Source organism: Streptomyces sp. NPDC031210 (genome assembly GCF_055570395.1).
Genome location: NZ_JBVIHH010000008.1, coordinates 76,971 through 89,935, shown reverse-complemented (window position 1 = coordinate 89,935; position 12,965 = coordinate 76,971). Strand labels below are relative to the sequence as shown.

11 protein-coding genes and 1 pseudogene are annotated in these 12,965 nt (G+C 71.3%); 4 read left to right on the top strand and 8 right to left on the bottom strand.

Annotated features, from left to right (window positions below; all coding sequences use genetic code 11):
* Positions 1 to 86: 86 nt before the first annotated feature.
* Positions 87 to 569, bottom strand: coding sequence for a CarD family transcriptional regulator (locus ACZ45Z_RS16740; RefSeq protein WP_003953493.1), 483 nt, complete (start codon positions 567 to 569; stop codon positions 87 to 89).
* A gap of 787 nt (positions 570 to 1,356) precedes the next feature.
* On the opposite strand from ACZ45Z_RS16740, the gene ACZ45Z_RS16735 reads away from it, so the two are divergent.
* On the top strand, positions 1,357 to 2,001 hold the full coding sequence (locus ACZ45Z_RS16735) for a copper chaperone PCu(A)C (protein ID WP_468362543.1): 645 nt from the start codon (positions 1,357 to 1,359) through the stop codon (positions 1,999 to 2,001).
* Between the two features lie 131 nt (positions 2,002 to 2,132).
* On the opposite strand, the gene phoP is transcribed toward ACZ45Z_RS16735, so the two are convergent.
* Together phoP and phoR are read right to left on the bottom strand one after the other, a co-directional pair.
* Positions 2,133 to 2,804 carry a two-component system response regulator PhoP gene (gene phoP, locus ACZ45Z_RS16730; RefSeq protein WP_466419800.1) on the bottom strand — a complete coding sequence of 224 codons (672 nt, stop codon included), beginning with the start codon at positions 2,802 to 2,804 and terminating at the stop codon, positions 2,133 to 2,135.
* A gap of 5 nt (positions 2,805 to 2,809) precedes the next feature.
* Positions 2,810 to 4,159 carry a two-component system sensor histidine kinase PhoR gene (gene phoR / locus ACZ45Z_RS16725; protein ID WP_468362541.1) on the bottom strand — a complete coding sequence of 450 codons (1,350 nt, stop codon included), beginning with the start codon at positions 4,157 to 4,159 and terminating at the stop codon, positions 2,810 to 2,812.
* A 783-nt stretch (positions 4,160 to 4,942) separates the two neighbouring features.
* Here phoR and phoU point away from each other — a divergent pair.
* Positions 4,943 to 5,620: a phosphate signaling complex protein PhoU gene (gene phoU / locus ACZ45Z_RS16720; protein ID WP_468362539.1), complete on the top strand. Its 678-nt coding sequence runs from the start codon at positions 4,943 to 4,945 to the stop codon at positions 5,618 to 5,620.
* Positions 5,621 to 6,257: 637 nt separating this feature from the next.
* On the opposite strand, the gene ACZ45Z_RS16715 is transcribed toward phoU, so the two are convergent.
* Positions 6,258 to 7,760, bottom strand: a complete 1,503-nt coding sequence (locus ACZ45Z_RS16715; RefSeq protein ID WP_468362537.1) for a hypothetical protein — start codon at positions 7,758 to 7,760, stop codon at positions 6,258 to 6,260.
* Positions 7,747 to 7,929 (bottom strand): hypothetical protein, encoded by a 183-nt coding sequence (locus tag ACZ45Z_RS16710; RefSeq protein ID WP_468362535.1) that lies wholly within the window; start codon positions 7,927 to 7,929, stop codon positions 7,747 to 7,749. Before ACZ45Z_RS16710 ends, ACZ45Z_RS16715 begins: the two co-directional genes overlap by 14 nt.
* 55 nt (positions 7,930 to 7,984) lie before the next feature.
* On the opposite strand from ACZ45Z_RS16710, the pseudogene ACZ45Z_RS16705 reads away from it, so the two are divergent.
* Positions 7,985 to 8,366, top strand: a pseudogene (locus tag ACZ45Z_RS16705) (site-specific integrase); the annotation flags it as partial.
* A gap of 80 nt (positions 8,367 to 8,446) precedes the next feature.
* On the opposite strand, the gene ACZ45Z_RS16700 reads toward ACZ45Z_RS16705, so the two are convergent.
* Positions 8,447 to 9,208, bottom strand: a complete 762-nt coding sequence (locus ACZ45Z_RS16700) for a phosphoglyceromutase (protein ID WP_468362533.1) — start codon at positions 9,206 to 9,208, stop codon at positions 8,447 to 8,449.
* 322 nt (positions 9,209 to 9,530) lie between these two features.
* Here ACZ45Z_RS16700 and ACZ45Z_RS16695 point away from each other — a divergent pair, with 322 nt between their 5' ends.
* Positions 9,531 to 10,868, top strand: a complete 1,338-nt coding sequence (locus tag ACZ45Z_RS16695) for an MDR family MFS transporter (RefSeq protein WP_468362531.1) — start codon at positions 9,531 to 9,533, stop codon at positions 10,866 to 10,868.
* A 37-nt stretch (positions 10,869 to 10,905) separates the two neighbouring features.
* Here ACZ45Z_RS16695 and ACZ45Z_RS16690 read toward each other — a convergent pair whose 3' ends face one another.
* Both ACZ45Z_RS16690 and mshA read right to left on the bottom strand, forming a co-directional pair.
* Complete coding sequence (locus ACZ45Z_RS16690) at positions 10,906 to 11,445, bottom strand: type III secretion system chaperone family protein (RefSeq protein ID WP_468362529.1); 540 nt, start codon at positions 11,443 to 11,445, stop codon at positions 10,906 to 10,908.
* On the bottom strand, positions 11,438 to 12,805 hold the full coding sequence (gene mshA, locus ACZ45Z_RS16685; RefSeq protein ID WP_468362527.1) for a D-inositol-3-phosphate glycosyltransferase: 1,368 nt from the start codon (positions 12,803 to 12,805) through the stop codon (positions 11,438 to 11,440). The genes ACZ45Z_RS16690 and mshA overlap by 8 nt, the downstream gene beginning before the upstream one ends.
* Positions 12,806 to 12,965: the final 160 nt, after the last annotated feature.

The window sequence follows — 12,965 nt, the reverse complement described above, 5'->3', positions numbered from 1 at the left end:
AAGCGATGCTGCTTCAAGCGATCTTGACTCCGAGGCGTCACGGGCGCTTCAAGCGGTCTTGCGGTCTCGCATTTCGCACAGCGTCGTCAGGACGCGAGGACCTCGTCGAGCAGAGCCTCGGCCTTGTCTTCGTTGGTGTTCTCCGCGAGGGCGAGTTCGCTCACCAGAATCTGGCGGGCCTTCGCGAGCATCCTCTTCTCACCGGCGGAGAGTCCGCGCTCGCGCTCCCGCCGCCACAGGTCTCGAACTACCTCGGCGACCTTGATCACGTCGCCGGAAGCGAGCTTCTCAAGATTTGCCTTGTAGCGACGGGACCAGTTCGTCGGCTCTTCGGCATACGGTGCGCGAAGCACCTCGAAGACCCGGTCGAGCCCGTCCTGACCAACCACGTCGCGTACGCCGACGAACTCCGCATTGTCCGCTGGCACACGAACAGTCAAGTCGCCCTGGGCGACTTTCAGCACCAAGTAGGTCTTGTCCACGCCTTTGATCTGGCGAGTTTCGATGGCCTCGATCAGCGCGGCCCCGTGATGGGGATAGACCACGGTGTCGCCAACCTTGAACGTCATGTGACAGGTACCCCTTCCGTGGCTATCCATGCTAACACGGGAACGGGGCGTTCTGAATGGCGTTTTCGCAGGTCAGGGCATATCTCGGGGCTTGACAACAGCGCCCGCCACGTGCTGCGAGGGGCCGCTCGACGCAGGTATTCGCAGGTCGGAGGGGCTTCGCCGCCGAGCGGAAACGCGCCCGTCACACACCGGGAACTCGGCGGCCGACATGACGAACGTCCCGTTTTGCGGCGATCCGCAAGAGCGACTTCCGCTACTCCGTTCGGTGGCCGGGGGGCGGCTCGGGCCCGATTCTCGAATTGATCACCGCGCGGCGCGCCCCGGAGCGTGATCAATTACGCGCGGCGCGCGCATTCCCCGGCATTACCGCTTTCCCCCGGCGGAAAGTCATGCGGTCACCACCCGAACGGCGTCTTGCCGAATATGCGTCCCCTTCGCACGACACTCGGGAAGCGTCCTGGAAGGGAGTCCGGAACGGGCTCGTGAAACGCGGTCCGGAACGGGGCCGAGAAGGTTCGGAAACGGCGGGGAGAAGTGCGCGGGAAGCGGGGGAAGTGGCGGCGGAAGACCCGAGGAAAGTCGCGGGCGGCGGTGCCGGACGGCCCCGGGGGCGGGTCGGGTGCGGCGGCGCGTGGACGGCTCGGTAACCTAGCGGCGCTGACACACCCTTAGGGCGGCTTTACGCACCCGTCGTCATGACGCGTACGCGAGGACCGCCCCAGCCGTCCATCCGCGACCGGGCACAAGTTCGGCCGCCGTAGCTCGTCAAGGAGATGCCGCCGCCGTGAGCCGCAGCCTTCGACGCGGCGTCCTCGCCGCTACCGTCCTCTCGCTCTCGATCGCCTCGCTTTCCGCCTGCGGGGCCGGGGCCGACGCTCAGACGCTGCAGGTGAAGCCGGACAACGCCGCGATCACCGTCGGCGACATCAAGATCCAGAACGCCTCCGTGGTCACCCAGCCCGACCCTGAGGCCAAGGGCCCGGCCGCGGTCACCGCGACGGTGTTCAACAACGGCACCGAGGCCCAGAAGCTGACCGCCATCACCCTCGACGCCACCGGCACGCGGGCCAAGCTGACGCCCCTCAAGGGCCGCTCGATCACCGTGCCGGCCGGCGGTTCCGTCGTCATCGGCGGCAAGGGCAACGCCACGGCCGTCCTGGAGGACAGCCGTGAGGCCGTCCAGGACGGCAACGCGCAGGCCGTGACGTTCACCTTCAGCGACGCCGGCAAGGTCAAGTTGCGGGCCTTCGTCGTCCCGGCGAAGAGCTACTTCGAGGAGTACGGCCCCACCGAGGTGCCGCAGACGCCCGCTCCGGCGTCGCCGTCCGGTGAGCCCTCGGGGTCGGCCACGCCGTCCGGCTCCGCGACGCCCTCCGGCTCGGCCACCCCGTCCGGCGAGACCTCCCAGGCGGCGCACGCCGGTCACTGACCGCCCGCGAGCAGCCCGAACGCCTCAGGGGCGCCCGTCCGGTCCGGACGGGCGCCCCTGAGGCGTTGACGGCTTCTCTTCGCGGCTTGCCTTCGCGGCTCGTCTTCGCGGCTTCTGTCGACGGCTTCTCTTTACGGCTCGAACTTGTAGCCCAGGCCGCGGACCGTGACCAGATAGCGCGGCGCGCCCGGATCCGGTTCGATCTTGGCGCGCAGCCGCTTGACGTGGACGTCGAGGGTTTTGGTGTCACCCACGTAGTCGGCGCCCCACACCCGGTCGATGAGCTGCATACGGGTCAGCACCCGGCCGGCGTTGCGCAGCAGCATCTCCAGGAGGTCGAACTCCTTCAGCGGCAGGTCGACCTTGCCGCCGGAGACCGTGACGACATGGCGGTCGACGTCCATCCGGACCGGGCCGGCCTCCAGCGCCTGCGGGGCGACCTCTTCCGGCTCGCCGCGCCGGCGCAGCACCGCGCGGATGCGGGCGACCAGTTCCCGGGAGGAGAAGGGCTTGGTGACGTAGTCGTCAGCTCCTATTTCCAGGCCGACCACCTTGTCGATCTCGCTGTCCTTGGCGGTCACCATGATGACCGGGACGTTGGAACGGCCGCGCAGTTGGCGGCAGACCTCGGTGCCGGGCAGGCCCGGCAGCATCAGGTCCAGCAGGACCAGGTCGGCACCGTTGCGTTCGAACTCGTCCAGTCCGTCGGGGCCCGTAGCCGCGATGGCGACCTCGAAACCTTCCTTGCGGAGCATGTAGGACAGTGCGTCGCTGAACGATTCCTCGTCCTCGACGACGAGCACTCGGGTCACGGAAGGACCTCCGGGGCAGGGTGAGCTGGAAGTGGATCGTTGAAGGTCTCGTACGGGGGGTCCTCGGGGTCGAGGTCCTCCGCGGTCGGGGAATCGGCGGGCCGTTCGCGGTCGCGAGCGGCTCCGGCCTCTGGGAGACGCAGGGTGAAGGTGGAGCCCTGACCCTCAGCGCTCCACACCGTGACCTCCCCGCCGTGCGAGGCGGCCACGTGCTTGACGATGGCGAGACCGAGGCCGGTCCCGCCGGTGGCGCGCGAGCGCGCCGGGTCCACACGGTAGAACCGCTCGAAGACGCGGTCCCGGTCCTTCTCCGATATCCCGATGCCCTGGTCGGTCACCGAGATCTCGATCAGTCCCCCGGTGCCGCCGGCGTGCGGGACGGCCTTGCCGGTGGGGGCGGGAATCCGGCGGCCGGCGATGCCGACGCGGGTGCGCGCCGGGGAGTAGTTGACGGCGTTCTCCACGAGGTTGCCCAGCGCGGCGGCGAGCTGGCCGCGGTTTCCCCAGACATACAGGGCGGAGGTTTCGCCCTCCGGGCCACCACCCCGGGTGGAGGACCCTTCGGGCCCGCCGATCGCACTGGCCATGGTGATCTGCTTGGTGCCGGCCTGCTGGCGGCAGCGGTCGATCGCCTCGGCGACCAGCTCGTCCACGCGGACTGGTTCGGCGTCCTCCAGCGGGTCGTCGTTCTGCACCCGCGAGAGGTCGATCAGCTCCTGGACGAGGTTGGTGAGGCGGGTGGCCTCGTTCTGCATCCGGCCGGCGAAGCGGGTGACGGCCTCGGGGTCGTCGCAGGCGTCCATCACGGCCTCGGACAGGAGCGAGAGGGCTCCGACGGGCGTTTTGAGCTCATGGCTGACGTTGGCCACGAAGTCGCGGCGGACCGCCTCGATGCGGCGCGCCTCGGTGAGGTCCTCGACCAGCAGGAGAACGAGGCGGGAGCCGAGCGGGGCGACGCGTGCGGAGACGGCGAGGGCGTCCCCGCGGCCGGTGCCGCGGCGCGGCAGGTCGAGCTCGGCCTGGCGTATCTCGCCGTCCCGGCGGGTGTCGCGGGCCATCTGCATCATCGGCTCGACGGCGAGCTTGCCGCCCCGGACGAGCCCGAGGGCGTACGCGGCGGAGCTGGCCTTGACGACGGCGTCGGCCTCGTCCAGGACGACGGCCGACGAGCGCAGCACCGACAGGACGGTGTCGACTCCGGGCGGCAGCACGGCGTCGGTGTGCAGGGAGCTGCGGGTCGGCTTGGCCTGCTCGCGTTCGCTCCAGCGGAACGCCAGCATGGCGAAGACGCCGGTGCACAACCCGGCGATCGCTGCCACTGCGGCGACGGCCGCGTCCACGTTCATGACTCCAGGTTATGCGCCGGGTCGGACACTTCCCCAGCCGTACGAGCCCCTGCTCGAACACAAGTCGCCCAGAGTTCACCACGGCGTTGGTGCCGGTTCACTCCGGAGGGCGGGGAGGGGCGCGGACGGGGCGCTGGGAGGGTGGTGAGGGGTGCGGACGGGGCGTTCGGAGGGTGGTGCGGGACGCGGATGGGCCGTTCGGAGGGTGGTGCGGGGCTCGGACGGGGCGTTCGGAGGGTGGTGAGGGGTCGGACGGGGCGTTCGGGGCCCGTGACGAGCGCGTGAGGCCCGGCGCGGTGGCACCGGAGGCGCCGCCGGGTCGGGCCCGTGGCGCCACGGGGCAGTGGTCGCGTCGCCCAGAGTTCACCTTCACGTCGGCGGGGATTCACTCCGGGTGGGACCGCAGGTCGCGATGCCACCGCAAGGTGAGATAGGCCGGAACGGGTTCCGGCCGACGGGCCGGGGGTACCGGAACGGGTTCCGGCACGACGGGCCCGGGGGGCCGGAACGACCTGGCGTCGGGGCCCGGGCCGGAACCGGGGGACGTCGGGAAGACCCGGTGTCCCGGTCCGGCCGGCCAGGCGAAGTACGGGCCACGCGGCCCCGGACCGTGGGAGCGTGAGCCCATAAGGACCATCGTGAGCTCCATAAACCGCGAGCTCCATGAGGACCACACGGACCGGCCGCACCGTACGGCCATGGCCAGGGCCCGGGGGCACCCTCCGGCCCTCACCCACCTCCCCACCCCACCCCCAGCAAATTCAACGCGAGAGAAGGTCACTGATGCGGGACGCGTACCACGAGGAGCTTGACTCGATCGGCGAGGGCCTGGTCGAGATGGCCCGGCTCGTGGGCTCCGCGATCGGGCGCGCCACCACGGCGATACTCGACGCGGACCTCAAGCTGGCCGAGAACGTCATCGCCGGCGACGAGAAGGTCGACGACCTCCAGCGCGAGCTGGAGGCCCGCGCGATCGCCCTGCTGGCCCGCCAGCAGCCGGTCGCCACCGACCTGCGGATCGTCGTCACCTCCCTGCGCATGAGCGCCGACCTGGAGCGCTCCGGCGACCTGGCCCAGCACGTGGCCAAGCTGGCGCGCCTGCGGTTCCCGCAGACGGCCGTACCGGGTGATCTGCACGCCACCATCCTGGAGATGGGGCAGCTCGCGCAGCGGCTGATGGCCAAGGCCGCCGAGGTCATCATCACCAAGGACGTCGATCTGGCGCTCCAGTTGGAGCAGGACGACGACGCGATGGACCTGCTCCACCGCGCCCTCTTCCAGCACCTGATGGACGACCGCTGGAAGCACGGCATCGAGACGGCCGTGGACGTGACCCTGCTCGGCCGCTATTACGAGCGTTTCGCGGACCACGCGGTCTCCGTGGCCAAGCGGGTTGTCTACCTGGTGACCGGCGAACACGCCGACGAGATCGCGCCGCCCACCCCGGTGGAGGGCGCGTAGCGGCGACGGCGGGCAGGGGGCGCGCGGCCGCCCCTCGCACACCGTGCCGCGTTGGCTCGTGCCTCCGCGCGCCGTTGACGCGCCTCTTGGGCAGGGATTGCAATGGGCGGCAGGTGACCCCTAGGAGGCAATTTCATGGCACTCATGGCGGAATCCCTCAACCCGGCATCCCACGACGCCCCACCGGCCGCGGCACGACCACGGCTCCCCCTGCTCAGCGCGTGTTCCTGCGGCCCGGGCTGTAGCTGCGGCTGCCAGTCCGGCGGCCCCTGCCAGTGCGGCGGCGGCTGCTCATAGCCCGCCGGCGGGCCGTATGACTGCGACACATACGGCCTGCCGCAACCCGCTCCAGCCAACGCACAAGCCCCCTGCCCACAGATTCCTGCGGGCAGGGGGCTTGCCGCGTGGAGCGCGAAGGGGCGGCGGTACCCCAACTGACCTGCGGCGGGGCGGTCGTTCGTCCGCGATGTCAGCGGTGGCTGGGATGCTGTCGGCATGACCGCTTGGAGTCTGCTCGACCTGGGACAAGGCGCTGCGAGCCAGTTGGGCCGCCGACACCTGCTCGCCTGACGACCGGGCCGACTGGCAACCGCGCAATCCGGCCTGGGGACCCCAAGTAAGGGGTCCGGGCAGGGGCTCAGGCCGGATGCGTCCCGCCGGTGGACGGGGCCGCCTGGAGGTTCGACGAGTGCGGGGCGGTCGTCGCGAGATAGCCGAGAACCAGCCCGGCGACGGCGCCCGAGATCCCGGTCACCCAGCGCCAGACGCCCGTGATGTCGAAGGTCAGCAGCGCGGCGCAGCCGATGAGCGCCGCGGCGAGCACCAGCACGGACGGTGCCACGTAAAGCGGCCACGCGGAATGGGGATCCCAGAGCCGCAGAGCGCGTGGCTCGCCGGTCCCCACGGCGGCCTTTTCGACGGAGACGCGTTCGGCGGCCATCATCCGCGCATCGTCGGGCTTGAGCATCCCGTGCATCACCCAGCCGTCGTCGGACACCAGTACCGCCGGGGTGTCGCCCCCGGAGGACCGCCCGCCGTCGGCGCCACGCCGGGCGCCCCAGCACAGCCACAGGTGCTGCCCCGTCAGGGAGTCGGGGACATGCTCCTCTGCTACAGAGGCCAGGAAATGCGCGGTGCGGGATGACGCGGTGACAATTTTCAGGCACCTCTGCTTTTGGGAGTCCCGCTGCCAGAACCCGGGCCCCAGGCATTTCCCGCGTACGGCCATATCGGCGCCGCCCAGCCGGGAGAAGGAACGGAACCCATGGCGCAGGGAAAGGCCGGCCACGGAGAGGACGATGCCGGCGGCCCAGGCGATGCCGACGATCCAGACGCGGCCGGTCGCCATCGTGGAGCCTTCCAGTGCCGCACCGAGGCTCTGCTCGTCCCCCGCGAGGGCGCCCAGTGCGGGACGCGACGGGGCGTAGAGGACCGAGACCTCGCCGCCCGTGTGCGGACGGTCGGGCGTGACCGGATGGACCGTTGCCGTCACCGGCTCCCCGCCCGCGCCCGGGGAAAGCCGGACGACCGCCGTCGAGGTGTAGTAGTCATGGCCCTTGCTCGGGTCGTGGAGCTGGACGTCGCTGACCTTCTCCACCCGGACGTGCGCGAATTCCGCACCGGCGTCGGCGATCCGCTGCATGAGTTCCGGACGCTGGGGCGTCCCCATCACGAGCGCGAGAAGGGTCACCAGCGCCGTGCAGACCCCTAGGTACCACGCGAGGGAACGGCCCTGCATGCCCCGGCGCGAGGGCAGCACCCGGGGCGGTCCCTCCGGCTGCGCGGCGCCCGGTCCCTCCGCTTCCGCGGCGCCCGGCCTCTCCGGTTGCGGGGCGCCCGGTCCGCCCGCCTCCACGGCACCCGAGAACTCGGCGACGGCGACCGCGGCGTACGGCTGGCGTCCACCTGCCGCGCGCTGGAAGACGGCGACGCCGCCGACACAGGCCAGTGCGCACCCCAGCGCGACGAGGATCGCCGTCCGGCGCGGCTCCGGATCCGAGCAGAAGAGCCACAGCGGCAAGACGGGGACGAGGGCGGCCAGCCCCAGCGCGCCGAACCACGCCCCGGCCCGGCGGGGTCCCGCGCCCACCCGGCGAAGGGCGGGACCGGCGCCGGTTGCGGTCCGGTCAGCCGAAGACATTCCGCACCTCGTCGGTCGCCGAGGCGTCGCGCCCCTTGGTGCCCTGCTCGGCGCCCGACTGGACGTCCTTGTTGTGGTCGTCCACGTCTCCCCAGCCGTCCTTGCCGTCGTTCGCCGCGACACCGCCGGCGATGGGGACGGCGGTGCCCCACGCGGTGTCTCTGGCCATGTCGTGGCTCTCGGGGGTGTGCGTACCCCTGAGGTCGTTCGCGATGTCGCGCAGGCCCTTGTCGACGCCTCGCATCGTAGCGCCGGCGCCACCGGCCGCGCCGCCGGAGATGGCGGTGCATGTCTGGCGTACGTCACTCAACGAGGAGGCGTGGAAACCGGCGCTCGCCGCTGCCGGGGTCATACCGGTTCCAGAGCGGGGCCAGCCCTACGCCGAGTCCCGTGAGAACGGCATGCACGCGCTCCGGCACTTCTACGCCTCGGTACTTCTGGACGCTGGCGAGAACATCAAGGCCCTCGCCGAGTACCTGGGTCACTCCGACCCCGGCCTAACCCTCCGCGTGTACGCGATACCTCATGCCGTCCAGCCAGGAGCGCTCTCGCAAGGCCGTGGCCGCCGTCTTCGACACGGCCCGGCCCGAGCCGTCCCGCACCTGACGGCCCACACACGGCCCAGCGCCACCAAGAAGCCCCCTACCAACGGACAACCCGCAGGTAGGGGGCCTGTTCGGCCCTGCTTACTTCTTCTTGCCCTGGTTCTTTACAGCCTCGATGGCGGCCTTGGCGGCTTCTGGGTCGAGGTAGGTGCCGCCGGGGGTGAGGGGGCGGAAGTCGGCGTCCAGCTCGTAGGAGAGGGGGATGCCGGTGGGGATGTTCAGGCCGGCGATGTCCGCGTCGGAGATGCCGTCGAGGTGCTTGACCAGGGCGCGCAGGCTGTTGCCGTGGGCGGCGATCAGGACCGTGCGGCCGGCCAGCAGGTCCGGGACGATGCCGTCGTACCAGTACGGCAGCATGCGGACCACGACGTCCTTGAGGCACTCGGTGCGCGGGCGCAGCTCCGGCGGGATCGTGGCGTAGCGCGCGTCGTTGGCCTGGGAGAACTCGTTGTCGTCGGCGAGGACCGGCGGCGGGGTGTCGTACGAGCGGCGCCAGAGCATGAACTGCTCCTCGCCGAACTCGGCGAGGGTCTGGGCCTTGTCCTTGCCCTGGAGGGCGCCGTAGTGGCGCTCGTTCAGGCGCCAGCTCCGGTGGACCGGGATCCAGTGGCGGTCGGCTGCCTCCAGGGCGAGCTGCGCGGTGCGGATGGCGCGCTTCTGGAGGGAGGTGTGCAGCACGTCGGGGAGCAGACCGGCGTCCTTGAGCAGCTCTCCGCCGCGGACCGCCTCCTTCTCGCCCTTCTCGTTGAGATTCACGTCCACCCAGCCGGTGAACAGGTTCTTCGCGTTCCACTCGCTCTCGCCGTGGCGGAGGAGGATCAGCTTGTACGGTGCGTCGGCCATGACGTCGAGCGTAATCCACGGCCGCGTGTGACCCGGCCGGGGTGGTGGCCGGGGGGGTTACGGCGCGGTTTGACGGTTTCCGCAATTGAGTGGCGGTGGGGGTGGGCGGGAAAGTAGGTTGCGATCGTCGCTTACGCCACTTACACAGGGGGCGGGTGACGCGCTTCCGGCGCGGGTCGGGTGCCGGGGAGCGAGGGGCGAGGGAGTGAGGGAGTGAGGGCGTGAGAAGCGTTCGCGTCCTGGCGTACGCCAGCACCTAGACCCGCCGACCGCGCCGACCGCGCCGACCACCCATTCAGTGACTGCCGCCGGGGGAAATGTCATGTCCGCATCCATCGCTGGGATCAGGCGAGCCGCCGTGGAGAGCGTCTCGGGGCTGCCGCGGCAGTTCTGGTGGCTGTGGACCAGCACCCTGATCAACCGGCTGGGCGCGTTCGTCGCCACGTTCCTGGCGCTCTACCTCACCGTCGACCGCGGCTATTCGGCGTCCTACGCCGGCCTGGTCGGCGCGCTCTACGGGCTCGGCGGCGTGGTCTCCTCCATCGGGGCCGGCGTCATGACCGACCGGCTCGGCCGGCGGCCCACCATGCTGATCGCGCAACTGTCGACGGCGGCGTCGGTGGCGCTGCTCGGGTTCATGGAACACCCGGTCGCCATCGCGGCGGTGGCCTGGCTGGTCGGCATGGCGTCCAACGCCTCCCGGCCCGCCGTGCAGGCGATGATGGCGGACATCGTCGCCCCCAAGGACCGGGTGCGTGCCTACTCGCTCAACTACTGGGCCATCAACCTGGGCTTCGCGATCTCCTCGACCGCCGCCGGACTCATCGCCCGGCACGGCTACCTGGCCCTCTTCCTGGGCGAGTCGGCGCTCGTGCTGGCCTGCGCGCTGGTGGTCTTCTGGAAGCTGCCGGAGTCCAAGCCCGCCGCGGGCCCGGCCACGAACGGATCGGGGGAGGCGGCCGGTCCGGAGCCCGCACGGATCTCCATGCTGACCGTGCTGCGCGACGGCCGCTTCATGATCGTCGTCGGGCTGAACCTGCTGCTGGCCCTCCTCTACCAGCAGGCGTACGTCTCGATGCCGGTGTCGATGGGTCAGGACGGCTTCTCCAGTACGGACTTCGGCCTGGTGGTCGCGGTCAACGGTGTGCTGATCGTGCTGCTCCAGATCCCGGTGACGCGGTTCATCGAACACCGCAGCCCCGCGATGCTGCTGATCGGCTCGGCACTGCTCGCCGGTTACGGTTTCGGACTGACCGCGCTGGCGGGCTCGGTCGCCATGTACGCGCTGGCCGTCTCCGTCTGGACCCTCGGCGAGATCATCAACTCGCCCACCCAGATGAGCCTGGTCGTCCGCCTCTCCCCCGTCCACGGCCGGGGCCGCTACCAGGGCATGTACTCCCTGTCCTGGTCGGTCGCCTCCCTGACGGCCCCCCTGATCGGCGGCGCGGTGATCGACCACTACGGAGCGGACGCGCTGTGGGCCGGCTGCGCGGTCGTCGGGACGGTCGCGGCGGTCGGGTACGGGCTGCTGCTGCGGAACCTGCCGGGGCAGTCGGAGCCGGTGACGGGTTCGGGAAAAACGGAGACGGAGACGGAGATGGCGGAGACGGGGGCGGAGGAAGGGAAGGCGTCCGCGCAGGAGACCGTCGTGTCGGCCTAGGGGCGGGTGGCGTGGCGGCGCGGGCGCTTCCGGCCCGTTATCGGGCCGAGCGCCCCGTCAGATGCGTGAACGCGTCCAGATTGCGGGTGGATTCGCCGCGCGACACCCGCCAGGCGTACTCCTTGCGGATGGCGGTCGCGAAGCCCATCTCCAGCAGGGTGTTGAAGCTGCCGTCGGCGTTTTCCAGGACCGTGCCCAGGAGGCGGTCGAGTTCGTCGGGGGTGACGGCGGCGAGCGGGAGTTTGCCGACGAGGTAGATGTCGCCGAGCTTGTCGATGGCGTAACTGACGCCGTAGAGGCGGGTGTTGCGCTCCAGCAGCCAGCGGTGGACGGCTTCGTGGTTCTCGTCCGGGTGGCGGACGACGAAGGCGTTGAGGGAGAGGGAGTGCCTGCCGACGATGAGGGAGCAGGTCGTGGAGAGCTTGCGGGTGCCGGGGAGCTTGACGACGTAGGTGCCGGCGGAGGGGGACTCCCATTCCAGCTCGGCGTCGCGCAAGGTCCGCTCGATCACCTCGCGCGGGTCGCCCGCGCCGCCGGGCCCGCCGGATTCCTCGGTCACCTCTGTCACGTCACGCATGGTGGGATCGTAGGTGACGGTGGCGCTCCTGCATCGCCGCGGAGTAGACCTCGCCGGTCGCGGCGGCGGCGGTGTCCCAGCCGAAGGCCCGGGCGTGCCGGGCGGCCGCGGCGCCCATGCGGGTGGCCAGCGCCGGGTCCGCCACGAAGCGGGCGAGCGCGCGGGCGTAGTCGGACGGGTCGTGACCGGGCACCAGGAAGCCGCTGACGCCGTCGCGCACGGCGACCGGGAGCCCGCCGACCTCGGCCGCGACGACCGGGGTGCCGCACGCCTGGGCCTCTATGGCGACCAGCCCGAACGACTCGCTGTAAGAGGGCATGACCAGCACCGACGCGGCGCGGTACCAGTCGGCGAGCTGCTCCTGGCCGACCGGGGGACGGAACCGTACGAGATCGGCTATGCCGAGCCGGGCGGCGAGCTTGTGCAGCCCCTCGGGCCGGGCCAGGCCGCTGCCGCTCGGCCCGCCGACCACCGGCACCACCAGCCGGGAGCGCAGCGAGGGGTCCGCCTCCAGGAGGGCGGCGGCCGCGCGCAGCAGGATGTCGGGGGCCTTCAGCGGCTGGATGCGCCCGGCGAAGAGGGGGATGACCGCGTCCTGCGGCAGGCCGAGGCGGGCGCGGGCGGCGGCCCGGCTGGCGGCGACGTCGCCGGTGGGCCGGAAGCGGTCGAGGTTGACGCCCGGGTGCACGACCGCGACCTTGGCGGCGTCGGCGCCGTAGTGCCGTACGAGCTCGTCCGCCTCCTCGGCGGTGTTCGCGACGAGGCGGTCCGCGGCGCGCACCACCTGGGTCTCGCCGATGACGCGGGCGGCGGGCTCGGGGGTGTCGCCGACGGCGAGGGAGGCGTTCTTGACCTTGGCCATGGTGTGCATGGCGTGCACCAGCGGGACGCCCCAGCGCTCGGAGGCGAGCCAGCCGACGTGTCCGGACAGCCAGTAGTGGGAGTGCACCAGGTCGTAGTAGCCGGGGCGGTGGCGCGCCCATGCCTGCATGACGCCGTGGGTGAAGGCGCAGAGCTGGGCCGGCAGCTCTTCCTTGGCCAGTCCTTCGTACGGTCCGGCGTCGACGTGCCGGACGAGGACGCCGGGGGCCAGCTCGACGGCGGGCGGGAGGGTGGCGGTGGTGGCGCGGGTGAAGATCTCCACCTCGATGTTGATGGCGGCGAGCTTCCTGGCCAGCTCGACGATGTAGACGTTCATGCCGCCGGCGTCGCCCGTGCCGGGCTGGTGCAGCGGGGAGGTGTGCACGCTGAGCATCGCGACGCGGCGCGGGCGGCGCGCGCCGCCGGGCAGCCGCAGCCGGGCCTGCCCCGGGAACGGGCCGTGGGGACGGCTGCGGAGCCGGGACACATATGGGCTCAAGGTGAGCTACCTCCTACCGGGGCGGGCCGGCCGGCCGCTCCGAACCCCGTCAACAACGGCATCCGGCCATCCATTTCCGTCCGGCCTGCCCTCTTCGCACTTTGCCAAAGCGTGACCCACCGGCGGACGGGCGGCGGGGCCCGCACCGCGTCCCCGTACG

Excerpts from the sequence above, each read along its gene's own strand:
- ACZ45Z_RS16740 (WP_003953493.1), bottom strand. The coding sequence starts at position 569 with ATGACGTTCAAGGTTGGCGACACCGTGGTCTATCCCCATCACGGGGCC.
- phoR (WP_468362541.1), bottom strand. The coding sequence starts at position 4,159 with ATGAACGTGGACGCGGCCGTCGCCGCAGTGGCAGCGATCGCCGGGTTG.
- phoU (WP_468362539.1), top strand. The coding sequence starts at position 4,943 with ATGCGGGACGCGTACCACGAGGAGCTTGACTCGATCGGCGAGGGCCTG.
- ACZ45Z_RS16715 (WP_468362537.1), bottom strand. The coding sequence starts at position 7,760 with ATGTCTTCGGCTGACCGGACCGCAACCGGCGCCGGTCCCGCCCTTCGC.
- ACZ45Z_RS16710 (WP_468362535.1), bottom strand. The coding sequence starts at position 7,929 with ATGGCCAGAGACACCGCGTGGGGCACCGCCGTCCCCATCGCCGGCGGT.
- ACZ45Z_RS16700 (WP_468362533.1), bottom strand. The coding sequence starts at position 9,208 with ATGGCCGACGCACCGTACAAGCTGATCCTCCTCCGCCACGGCGAGAGC.
- ACZ45Z_RS16695 (WP_468362531.1), top strand. The coding sequence starts at position 9,531 with ATGTCCGCATCCATCGCTGGGATCAGGCGAGCCGCCGTGGAGAGCGTC.
- ACZ45Z_RS16690 (WP_468362529.1), bottom strand. The coding sequence starts at position 11,445 with ATGCGTGACGTGACAGAGGTGACCGAGGAATCCGGCGGGCCCGGCGGC.